The 11,349-nt window shown below is 39.9% G+C and carries 10 protein-coding genes and 3 tRNA genes; all 13 read right to left on the bottom strand.

The genetic code is table 11. The features are described 5' to 3' along the window. Positions 1-268: 268 nt before the first annotated feature. The 13 genes from LQZ75_RS00165 to lpdA all read right to left on the bottom strand — a co-directional run bounded on the left by LQZ75_RS00165 (position 269) and on the right by lpdA (position 11,347). Positions 269-349: transfer RNA gene (locus LQZ75_RS00165), tRNA-Tyr, on the bottom strand. A gap of 146 nt (positions 350-495) precedes the next feature. Beyond that, a tRNA-Tyr gene (locus tag LQZ75_RS00160) sits at positions 496-576 on the bottom strand. A 148-nt stretch (positions 577-724) separates the two neighbouring features. Further along, positions 725-805: transfer RNA gene (locus LQZ75_RS00155), tRNA-Tyr, on the bottom strand. 69 nt (positions 806-874) lie between these two features. Further along, a complete protein-coding gene (gene ribF / locus LQZ75_RS00150; RefSeq protein WP_230095821.1) occupies positions 875-1,819 on the bottom strand; it encodes a riboflavin biosynthesis protein RibF in 945 nt (314 codons plus the stop codon). Positions 1,820-1,840: 21 nt separating this feature from the next. Then, positions 1,841-2,755 (bottom strand): tRNA pseudouridine(55) synthase TruB, encoded by a 915-nt coding sequence (truB, locus tag LQZ75_RS00145; protein WP_230096360.1) that lies wholly within the window; start codon positions 2,753-2,755, stop codon positions 1,841-1,843. Positions 2,756-2,988: 233 nt separating this feature from the next. Then, positions 2,989-3,342 carry a 30S ribosome-binding factor RbfA gene (gene rbfA, locus LQZ75_RS00140; RefSeq protein WP_230095820.1) on the bottom strand — a complete coding sequence of 118 codons (354 nt, stop codon included), beginning with the start codon at positions 3,340-3,342 and terminating at the stop codon, positions 2,989-2,991. A 50-nt stretch (positions 3,343-3,392) separates the two neighbouring features. Further along, a complete protein-coding gene (infB, locus tag LQZ75_RS00135) occupies positions 3,393-5,669 on the bottom strand; it encodes a translation initiation factor IF-2 (RefSeq protein WP_230095819.1) in 2,277 nt (758 codons plus the stop codon). Positions 5,670-5,676: 7 nt separating this feature from the next. Then, positions 5,677-5,997, bottom strand: a complete 321-nt coding sequence (locus LQZ75_RS00130) for a L7Ae/L30e/S12e/Gadd45 family ribosomal protein (protein ID WP_230095818.1) — start codon at positions 5,995-5,997, stop codon at positions 5,677-5,679. After that, positions 5,987-6,286, bottom strand: a complete 300-nt coding sequence (gene rnpM, locus LQZ75_RS00125) for an RNase P modulator RnpM (protein WP_290368215.1) — start codon at positions 6,284-6,286, stop codon at positions 5,987-5,989. The genes LQZ75_RS00130 and rnpM overlap by 11 nt, the downstream gene beginning before the upstream one ends. A 35-nt stretch (positions 6,287-6,321) precedes the next feature. Continuing rightward, positions 6,322-7,494, bottom strand: coding sequence for a transcription termination factor NusA (gene nusA, locus LQZ75_RS00120; protein WP_230095817.1), 1,173 nt, complete (start codon positions 7,492-7,494; stop codon positions 6,322-6,324). A gap of 27 nt (positions 7,495-7,521) precedes the next feature. Continuing rightward, positions 7,522-7,998, bottom strand: coding sequence for a ribosome maturation factor RimP (gene rimP / locus LQZ75_RS00115; protein ID WP_230095816.1), 477 nt, complete (start codon positions 7,996-7,998; stop codon positions 7,522-7,524). A gap of 156 nt (positions 7,999-8,154) precedes the next feature. After that, positions 8,155-9,531: an amino acid permease gene (locus LQZ75_RS00110; protein ID WP_230095815.1), complete on the bottom strand. Its 1,377-nt coding sequence runs from the start codon at positions 9,529-9,531 to the stop codon at positions 8,155-8,157. 403 nt (positions 9,532-9,934) lie between these two features. Further along, on the bottom strand, positions 9,935-11,347 hold the full coding sequence (gene lpdA, locus LQZ75_RS00105; protein WP_230095814.1) for a dihydrolipoyl dehydrogenase: 1,413 nt from the start codon (positions 11,345-11,347) through the stop codon (positions 9,935-9,937). Positions 11,348-11,349: the final 2 nt, after the last annotated feature.

Here is an 11,349-nt window from a genome sequence, read left to right as displayed (position 1 = left end):
ATTAACGCGGTTCCACCCTACTTCCTAACACTAACCAATGCTAGACAGCTTTTTGTGAATAACTAAAAAAGTGCCCGAAGTAGTTAATCAACATCCGGCTCACACTCCCCCAGATTCGCTGCTTTGATCGAAGCTATTTCGCTCTTTTCTCATTGTTATTAAAATATTAAGTTCATTAAATAATTATCGTACGCCAATTGAAACTTGTCAACATTTTCGCAATTATAATACAAAAAAACCTGCAAATAAATTTGCAGGTTTTTCAAGATGGGGGAAGTAGGATTCGAACCTACGAACCCGAAGGAACGGAGTTACAGTCCGTCGCGTTTAGCCACTTCGCTATTCCCCCGATAGATTTAACAATCAATCGATAAATAATATATTACCAGGATATTTATTCTTCGTCAACATTTTTATTATAATATTTCAATTTTATTTTTAACATTACTTTAAAGTACAAAAAAACCTGCAAATAAATTTGTAGGTTTCTCAAGATGGGGGAAGTAGGATTCGAACCTACGAACCCGAAGGAACGGAGTTACAGTCCGTCGCGTTTAGCCACTTCGCTATTCCCCCCTATAGATTTAATAATCAATCGATAAATAATATACTACAGGAATCACCTCCTTTCGTCAACTCTTTTTTTAAAAAACATGTTATTTTTTTAATATTCTTCTTAATAGTACAAAAAAACCTGCAAATAAATTTGCAGGTTTTTTTCGGATGGGGGAGAGTGGATTCGAACCACCGAACCCGAAGGAGCGGAGTTACAGTCCGCCGCGTTTAGCCACTTCGCTACTCCCCCGAAGCAATCAACAAATAATATAATATCAAGAATTATATCCTTCGTCAATTGTTTTTTCACTTTAATTAACTATTTTTCGTTAGCAAAAAACGCCCGCACATCTGCTTCATCTTGATGCAATTGCGCTACTAATTCTTCAAGCCCGGCAAATTTTTCCATTCCACGAACATAATGGCACCATTGAACTTCAACGTTTTCACCATAAATTTCTTCATGAAAATCAAAGATAAAAATTTCTAACGTTTTCGGCCGACCTTCACCAATTGTTTGATTATAACCAACTGATGCATCACCTTCATACCATTGATCAGCAATTTTCACCCGGACACCATAGACCCCAACGCCTGGAATTTTTTCATCCGCTGGCGTCAATACATTCGCCGTTGGAAATCCGAGTGTTCGTCCTAAAGCCTCCCCATGGACAATTAATCCGGTCGTTTGATATGTGTAACCCAACATCTCATTTGCTAAGTCAACTTGGCCCGCATCAAGCACTTCATGAATCGTCCGTGAACCAATTTTTTCATGATTAAAGTCAGCTTTCGGAACACTAATAACATCAAAACGTCCTGCTACAAATGTTGGTAAATGTTCCATGTTAGCAACATTGATATCAGCACCGTACGTGTGATCAAAGCCCGCCACAACAGCTACTGGATCTAATGCCATTAGCACCTCATCAACAAAGGCTTGTGGCGTTAATTTTGCCAATTTCGAAGTAAAACTCAACCGATAAACAACATCAACGCCCGCCATTGCAAACAGCTCATTTTGCCGCTTATTTGGGCTTAAATATTGATACTGTGTTGGTAATTTTTGAAAGACAATATGGGGATGGTGATCATAAGTCATAACAGCTAATGGCACCCCTTTAGCCGTTGCTAGTGCTCGTGCTTTAGCCAATACTGCTTGATGGCCTAAATGAACACCATCAAAAAAGCCCATCGCCAAAACAACTTGTCGTGGCGCATTTGCGGGGTGTGTAAATGGATATCTTAAATCAAAAGTTTCCATATAGGTACCTAATCATCTTTCTTAATCTTGATTATTAAATATTTTAAGGGGCCGGTATAAATGTTTTTCTGTATCCCAGTGATACAATGCTTTCGTATCATCTTGATACCGCATCCGCACAACCGTAGCTTGCGTATCAAGTTCACCGCGACCAAACCACGCCCCATTTTTCATCTTACTCCAGTGTTCATCGGTCATATCAATCGCTGGAATATCACCTAGTGCACGATCAATTGGAAACATAATTGTTGCTACCGTCCCTGCTTCCATCTTGTCTGCAATTTCACTTAATTTAACCGCTTGGGCTAAATCAAAACCACCAGACTTAATCCGAGTCAAATCCGTCATCGTAGCTGGTAAGTCAAGTAATTTACCAAAATCGACCGCTAACGTCCGTACGTAGGTCCCTTTTGAAGCATGAACTTCAAAGTAAATCGTTTGTTGTTGCTTTTGAGCATCGTATTCACTCGCTTTAATTTGTGTAAACGCACCTATTGTCACTTGCCGTTCTGGTCGTTCTACAGTTTCACCAGCACGCGCGTATTCATATAGTTTACGACCATTAACTTTAACCGCTGAAAACATTGGTGGAATTTGGGTAATTTCACCAGTTAACTTAGCGAGCGTCGCATCAATTGTAGCGTCATCAAAAGGCGTCACTACCGGAGCACTGGCAATAATTTCCCCATCCAAATCTTCTGTTGTAGTAGCAAAACCTAATGTAATTGCCCCGCGATAGATTTTACCAGAATTAACGAGATACTCCACCGCTTTAGTTGCGTGACCAACGGCCACTGGTAAGACGCCATCAACATTTGGATCTAATGTCCCCGAGTGACCAATTTTTTTAGTATGTAAAATTTTACGTAATTTAAAGACGACATCGTGGCTCGTCATCCCACGTTCTTTGTAAACTGGAATTATTCCATCCATAATTTTTCCTCACTTTTTAAAACATTCGCTATTAAGTATAGCGTACTTTGTTAGAAAAATAAAAAAAGAAGTTAACTTCCTTTTTAGTACCCACCTACCAATTCGATTAGTAGCCTTCTACTTGGTAAATCACTATTTTAGCAGTAATCTATCACACACAAAGAGCCTTGAAAAAATTAATTTTCAAGGCTCTTTATTGGTTTTTACTAACATACCGGACGTTTAGAACATGTTTCTTAGTCCTTGTTTAATCCTCGTAATAACGCTTCAATATGATCACCATATTGAACTGACTTATCACGTTCAAAGAATAATTCTGGAATTTTGTAAGTACTCAAACGAGCACCTAACTCACGCCGAATTAAACCAGTTGATGCTTCAAGACCAGCTTGCGCTTTTTTACCATCAGATGCTAAATCTGAATAGATACTGTAATAAACCGTGGCTTGTTGTAAGTCACCAGTAACTTCAACACCAGTAACAGTCACGTCTTGAACTCGTGGGTCACGGACGCGTTTTAATAAAATATCGTTTACTTCACGTTGTACTTCTTGTGATAAACGACCTACTCGATAATGTCCTTGTGGCATATGCAATCTCCTTTACTATTAATAATCAAAAGCGATTACGCTCAACGTAATTAGGCACGTGGTACTTCAACCATTTCAAAGACTTCGATAATATCACCGATCTTTTCATCGTTGTAGTTTTCGATTGTTAAACCAAGGTCGTAACCCTTCTTAACTTCCTTAACATCGTCCTTAAAGCGCTTCAATGAGCCTAATGTACCTTCGTAAATTACGACACTGTCACGGATTAAACGAATACTTGAATCACGTTTAATCACACCACTCATAACCATACCACCGACAATTGTGCCGACCTTAGAAACCTTGAATAATTCACGGATTTCAACGTTACCAATGATTTTTTCTTCAAATTCAGGTTCAAGTTGACCCTTCATTGCTGCTTCAATTTCATCAATTGCGTTATAGATAATGTTGTGGAGACGGATATCAACTTCTTCTGAATCCGCTTGTTGACGAGCTTGTGGTGTTGGGCGAACGTTAAATCCAATAATAATCGCACCTGAAGCTTCAGCCAACGTAATATCTGATTCGTTAATCGCACCAACGGCAGTGTGCACAATATCAACCTTAACACCGTCAACATCAATCTTACGGAATGATCCGGCTAAGGCTTCAACAGAACCTTGTACATCGGCCTTAATGATAACAGGTACTGATTTGATTTCTTTATCTGCCATCTTGCTAAACAAGTCTGACACAGAAACCACATTATTACGGTGACGGTTAGCTAATAAAGCACGCTTAGCACGTTCTTCACCAGCGGCACGCGCTGTTTTTTCATCATCAAAGACAATGAATAAGTCACCTGAATCAGGCACATCATTCAAACCAGTAATTTCAACTGGTGTTGATGGACCAGCTTCCTTAATACGACGACCACGATCATTAGTCATCGTCCGTACACGTCCGTATGTGTTACCCACAACGATTGGGTCACCAACACGCAATGTACCTTGTTGTACAAGTAAAGTAGCAACTGGTCCACGACCCTTATCAAGACGTGCTTCAATAACTGAACCAGCCCCATTTTGTTTAGGGTTAGCTGTAAGTTCAAGCACATCTGATTGAAGCAAGATCATTTCAAGCAATTCGTCAACATTTTGACCAAACTTAGCTGAAATCTTAACAAAGATTGTGTCACCACCGAATTCTTCTGGAATCAATTCATATTGCATCAATTGATTCATTACGTTTTCAGGGTTAGCACCTGGCTTATCAATCTTGTTAACCGCCACGATAATTGGTGTCTTGGCTGCTTTGGCGTGGTTGATAGCTTCGATTGTTTGTGGCATAACACCATCATCAGCTGCCACAACTAAGATTGTAATATCAGTCACATCAGCTCCACGTGCACGCATGGCAGTAAAGGCCGCGTGTCCAGGAGTGTCAAGGAACGTAATGATCCGGTCATCAGCTTTAACTTGGTATGCACCGATGTGTTGTGTGATTCCACCAGCTTCACCGTCAGTAACGTGTGAGTTACGGAGGTAGTCAAGTAAAGTTGTTTTACCGTGGTCAACGTGTCCCATGATAGTAACTACTGGTGGCCGTGGAGTGGAGTTTTCAGTATTGTTTTGGGCTTCCTTGAAGAACTTATCAGTATCAGCCACGTCAACTTCAATTTTTTCTTCAGCAGTGATACCATAGTCCGCAGCCAAAATTTCAATAGTTTCAGCATCCAAGCTTTGGTTTTGGTTAACCATTACCCCAAGCATGAATAACTTCTTGATGATTTCAGCAGTATCACGGTGAATTAACTTCGCAATATCTTGTACGTTCATTCCAACTGAGTAAACTAATACATCTGGAAGTGGTTGATCTTTACGTTGTGGTAATACTTTGGCAGGGCCATTGTTACTGTTAAAGTTACGCTTGCCCTTCTTACCATGGCGGTTGTTACGGTTGTTACCACCATTTTTGTTCCAATCGCTACGACCACCACGGTTGTTACTACGATTGTTATTACTATTGTTATTATTGTTACCGCGACTTGGGCGGCTTTCATTCGTTGATTTTGTGTCCATATTATCCGTTACATTAACATTACGCTTTGGGGCGGCTTTTGCAGGTCGGTCGGCTGACTTTTGCGTAGGCTTTGAAGTTACTTGCTTAGTGGTATTTTGTTTAGCAGGCTGTGCTTGCTTAGTAGACGCATTTTGTTTAGCGCCTCCTTTGTTACTAAAATACTCACGTAAGTAACGTTCTTCATTGGCACCCATCGTTGACATATGGTTTTTAACGCTAAAACCTTTAGTTTCAGCAGCATTTACCATGTCCTTTGATGAGACATTAAGTTCCTTAGCTAATTCATAGATCCGTTTTGCCATATATTGCTCACTCTCCTTTTTCTGTATTGTTAACTTCCTTTATCTTCTTTGCGAATCCTGCATTATCGATGGCATAAATTGATCGAGCCATTCCAGTTGCATCACTTAAAGTCGCACGATCGTAATCGGCAATGACTGCAACATGATAATAACTTGCTTTATCAGTAATTTTCTTAAATGTACTTTTACCAGTATCACTTGCGATTAATACTAACCGAGCTTTCTGGTTACGAATAGCCTTTAAAACCATTTCTTCACCAGTAATCAATGCGCCAGCGCGGCGTGCAAGACCTAATAATTGTAAAACTTTTGTTGCATTACTTGGCATCGCCAAACAATTCCTTTCGTGCTTGTTGATGATCAACATACGCAATTAATTCTTCATAAAAAGCATCATTAATCTCAATCCCTAAAGCCTTATCAAGAATTCGTTTTTTGAATGCTTGTTGGGCAATTGCTACATCTAATCCGATGTAAGCACCGCGACCATTCGCTTTACCAGTCGCATCAATACTTATGTTACCTTCATTGTCTTTAACAACCCGCACTAAGTCCTTTTTAGGGAACATTTCGCCGGTGACAACATCTTTACGCATTGGAATTTTCCGAGGTTTCACTGTTCTTTTCCTCCTCTTTCACTTTAACTTAACGTTTATTCAGCATCAAATAAATCACTAGCAAAATCTGCATCAACACCTTCTGGTTCAGCGACAACTTCAGCAGTTTCTTGTGGTGCATTGGCCGCTTGGGCAACCTTTGCTTCGTGTTCTGCATAGAAGTTTTCGGCTTCAGATTCAGGCTTAATGTCAATCTTGAAGTTTGTCAAACGGGCTGCTAGACGGGCATTTTGACCACGCTTACCAATTGCTAATGACAATTGATTGTCAGGCACAATCACCGTTACGGCGCGTTCGTTTAATGGATCAACAATTACATTTAAGACTTCGGCTGGGTTCAAAGCGTTGATGATAAATGTTGCCGGATCTTCTGACCATTCAACAATATCCATATTTTCACCAGATAATTCATTAACAACTGCTTGGACCCGGGCACCACGTTGACCAACCATTGTACCAACTGGATCTAAATCTGGATTGTTTGATTTAACCGCAATCTTACTCCGATCACCAGCTTCACGTGCAATACTCTTGATTTCAACAGTACCATCATATACTTCGGGTACTTCTTGTTCAAATAAACGCTTAACTAAATCAGCATGCGTCCGTGAAACAAACACTTGTGGGCCCTTGGCGTTATTTTCAACTTTTGAAACTAACACTTTAATCCGATCGTGCATTTGGTAACTTTCATTTGGCATTTGGTCTTGTTTAGTCATTACTGCTTCTTGGTTACCTGGTAAGGTAACAAAGAGATAACGCATATCTTGACGTTCAACTTCACCACTAATAATTTCGTTTTCGTATTGTGCAAACTTATCGTACACAATTGCACGTTCAGCTTCACGAACACGTTGGATGATTACTTGTTTCGCTGTTTGCGCAGCAATACGACCAAAGTCTTTTGGAGTAACCTTGAAACGAATTTCGTCGCCAACTTCATACGCCCGATTCATTTCCAAAGCTTCCTTTAAAGAAACTTGCGTATTTTCATCCCAAAATTCTTCGTCTTCAACAACTTCTTTAACGGCGATAACACTGATATCACCTTTCTTTTGATCAAAGCTCACTTCAACATTTTGGGCTTGGTCATAGTTACGCTTGTAGGCTGCTTCGAGAGCAGCTTCCAATGATTCGATTACGATTGCTTTTTTTACGCCTTTTTCTTCTTCAAGGGCATCAAGAGCTGCAAGTAATTCTTTACTCATGATTTTTTACCTTCCGTATTTTCTACATTAAAATTTAATTGCTAAACGCGCTTTTGCAATCATGTCACGTGGAATCTCGACACTCTTCTTACGCGTTTTATCAAGATAGTTCAAAGTTAAAGCGTCATCAGTAACTGCTACTAAATCCCCTTCATAATCCTTAACACCATCTAGTTTTTGATAGAGTGAAACGTGCACATATTGACCTTGGGCCCATTCGAGATCTTCAGGGGTCTTTAATGGTCGTTCAGCTCCGGGTGATGAGATTTCTAACATATATGCTTGGGGAATTGGATCTGGATCAACCACATCCAACATTTCACTAATCTCATTAGTTGCTAGTACAATGTCATCCATCGTAATTCCGCCAGGCTTATCAATGAAGATCCGTAAAAACATATCACGGCCTTCCTTTACAAACTCAACGTCCCATAAAGAGAAGCCCTTTGCAGTAATAATTGGGGTTACCAATTCGGTGATTTTTTCGACAACGTCATTAGCCACGAACTATCCCTCCTTCAATGCTTTGAATTGCTATCAAATTTATTTAAAAAAATGAGCGGGCAAAATTTAATTTGCCCACTCAATTAAGAGTTATATTTGAACACCCTTTATATTAGCATTAAACTTGATAATATACAAGAATAATCCATTAAGTGCTTATTTTGCTTCGAGATTGTTGGTCGATTTCACAACGGCCTTTTTATTCATTAAACGATAAACAAATAATAGCACAGCAACAAAAATTACCGTTCCAATAACTGAAATGCGCGTATCAGGTTGGCATAATAAAATTCCCAATACACCGACAAAAAACGCAATTGTTAAATAATTCAGAATTGGAAATCCTGGCATTTGATAAGTTGCTAACTTCTTAGTCACGCGACGATACTTCAAATGCGTAATTAACAAAATCAACCAAACAAAAATAAAGCTAATCGTTGCTACCCCAGAAATAATAACAAAAATCTGACTAGGTACAAAATAATTCAATAATACAATTGATAATAAAAAGATTGCTGATGTAACTAATGCATTAACTGGTACTTGGCGCTTGCTTAACTTAGCAAACCATTTAGGGGCATGATTATTTTCAGCCATAACATACATTGTCCGACTAGTGCTAAAAATGGCACTATTCGCTGCTGACATTGCTGACGTTAAGACAACAAAGTTAACGATTCCAGCAGCCGCTTTAATCCCAATACCCGCAAACACTTGAACAAATGGACTTTGTGCCCCACTCAATGAGTTCCACGGATAAATTGACATGATAACTAATACCGCGCCAACATAGAATAAGCCAATCCGGATGGGAACAGCATTAATCGCTTTAGGTAAATCAACCTCTGGATTTTCTGTCTCACCCGCAGTTAATCCGACCATTTCAATCCCGGTAAAGGCAAAAATCACTAATGGAAATGCTAATAAGAAACCACTAAGACCGGTAGCAAAGAAGCCCCCATGTTGATATAAGTTGGCAAATGATGCCACATTATCACCTGATTGAAAACCAGTAAAAATCATAATTGCCCCAACAATAATTAAGGCTAAAATTGCAATTACCTTGATTCCAGCAAACGCTGATTCCATTTCACCAAACCAACCAACATTCATCAAATTAATCGCTAACAAAGCAATAATAACAATTAATGGGGTGATCCATTGTGGCAAGGTCGGAAACCAATACCGAAGATAGATACCACTCGCCGTTAAATCAGCCATTGCTAGACTGGTCCAACATAACCAATATGTCCATCCAGTTACAAATTCCCAACGAGGTCCTAAGTATATCCGAACAAAATCAATAAATGACCGAATTTTGACATTTGATAATAAAAGTTCACCAATGGCGCGCATCATCAAATAACAAAAAATCCCGGTAACAATGTAGGCCAACACAATTGATGGCCCAGCGGCTTTAATCGCCGTCCCCGATCCGAGGAATAACCCCGTTCCAATAGCACCACCAATCGCAATCATTTGGATATGTCGTGGTGTTAACGCCCGTGCTAGTTCGTTTGTTTCTTGTTGCATAATTCCACCTCACTTGCATGAGGACAAAAAAAGTCCCCATGCCAAATTAAATTTGACATAGGGACGTTAAATTAACGCGGTTCCACCCTAATTCTCAGCATGCTGAGCAACTTAATTACGTGTTAAGTCCTCATCTCCAAAAGCTCCCAATTATAATCCATTAACACTTACTTTCCACTACCATAAGCTCTCTGTCGTTAATATTAATTACAATCGCTCTTTCTTCCCCGATGTATAACTTGATGTTTATTATATTAGAGCCTCACTATTGAAATGTCAACCGGTAAATCAAAATATCTGAACTAAAATGTTTTTAATATATTAAATTGTTCGTTTTTAGATAAAAATACCAAATAAAAAAAGTCGCAAACAGTTGGGTTTGCGACTTTTTTATTAACATTAATTACATGTGGGTTGGGAACCCAATCGCCGCATCAGCAGCTTCACCAATAACTTCTGCTAATGTTGGGTGGGCATGAATCGTCAAAGCAACATCTTCAATATTCATTGCACTATTAACAGCAAGTGTTAACTCAGCAATTAAATCAGAAGCTCCTGGTCCAACAATTTGACCACCAAGTACCGTTCCTTGGTCATCAGTGACAATGCGCACAAATCCTTCCGGTTGTCCTAAAGTCATCGCCCGGCCATTGCCAGCAAATGGGAATTTGTACCCTTTCGCCTTGAGACCTTTATCCTTAGCTTCAGCAACGGTTAAACCAACCGTTGCTAATTCTGGATCAGTGAAACACACCGCCGGAATTCCGAGATAATCTACTGCTGCGGCTGTGTCGCCACTAATAGCAGATGCGGCTACTTTGGCTTCAAAGAATGCTTTATGAGCTAAAGCTGCTCCTGGTACAATATCACCAATTGCATAGATATTCGGCACAGTTGTGCGCCCTTGATTATCAACTTCTAACAAGCCCTTTTCACCAATTTTGACACCCGTGTATTCAAGACCCATGTTATCAGTATTTGGGCGGCGACCAACCGTTACTAAACAATAATCAGCATTGATAGTTTCTTCCTTACCATCAATTTCATAAGTAACAGCCACATGGTCATCAGTTTGAACAGCATTTTTAGCAAGGGCCTTAGTATGAATATCAATCCCTTTTGCTTTCAATTCTTTCTTGACGACATCAACCATGTCTTTTTCGAAATTAGGTAAAATGGCTGGTGAACCTTCTAGAATCGTAACATGAGCGCCAAGGTTAGCATAAGCACCCGCCAATTCAGCTCCAATGTAACCACCACCAATGACTACTAATTCCTTAGGGACTTCAGGTAATGCTAAAGCGCCGGTAGAGTCAAGTACGCGCCCTTTAAACTTGAAGTTTGGAATTTCAATTGGTCGTGAGCCAGTCGCTAAAATTAAGTTTTCAAACTTATATGTTTGGGCGGCTGTTTCGCTAGTTTCACTAAGCACCCGGAGTGTGTGATCATCGTGCATGTATACTTCACCACGTACAATTTCAACCTTATGCTTCTTTAAGAGCATTTCAACGCCACCAGTCAAACGATTGATAACTTCATTTTGCTTCCAATCTTGGGTCTTAGCAAAGTCAAGCGTTGCATCCCCCAATGCAACCCCAAACATTTCACTTTGAGCAAGTTGATAGCGGTGACCTGCACTAATCAGCGCTTTTGATGGAATACAACCAACATTTAAGCACACCCCACCAATATGTTCACGCTCAACAATCATTACCTTCTGACCGAGTTCAGCTGCCCGAATTGCAGCAACATACCCCCCAGGGCCAGCACCGACAATAATCGTTTGCCGTTCTTCTGCAAAATCTCCTACGACCATTC

Origin of the sequence: Periweissella fabaria (assembly GCF_918814575.1) — a bacterium.
Lineage (GTDB): Bacteria > Bacillota > Bacilli > Lactobacillales > Lactobacillaceae > Periweissella > Periweissella fabaria.
This window is presented reverse-complemented; position numbering and strand designations above follow the sequence as displayed.

Coding starts and splice junctions, on each gene's coding strand:
- LQZ75_RS00130 (WP_230095818.1), bottom strand. CDS start 5,997: ATGCCAAGTAATGCAACAAAAGTTTTACAATTATTAGGTCTTGCACGC.
- rbfA (WP_230095820.1), bottom strand. CDS start 3,342: ATGCCACAAGGACATTATCGAGTAGGTCGTTTATCACAAGAAGTACAA.
- LQZ75_RS00110 (WP_230095815.1), bottom strand. CDS start 9,531: ATGCAACAAGAAACAAACGAACTAGCACGGGCGTTAACACCACGACAT.
- ribF (WP_230095821.1), bottom strand. CDS start 1,819: ATGGAAACTTTTGATTTAAGATATCCATTTACACACCCCGCAAATGCG.
- lpdA (WP_230095814.1), bottom strand. CDS start 11,347: ATGGTCGTAGGAGATTTTGCAGAAGAACGGCAAACGATTATTGTCGGT.
- infB (WP_230095819.1), bottom strand. CDS start 5,669: ATGGCAAAACGGATCTATGAATTAGCTAAGGAACTTAATGTCTCATCA.
- nusA (WP_230095817.1), bottom strand. CDS start 7,494: ATGAGTAAAGAATTACTTGCAGCTCTTGATGCCCTTGAAGAAGAAAAA.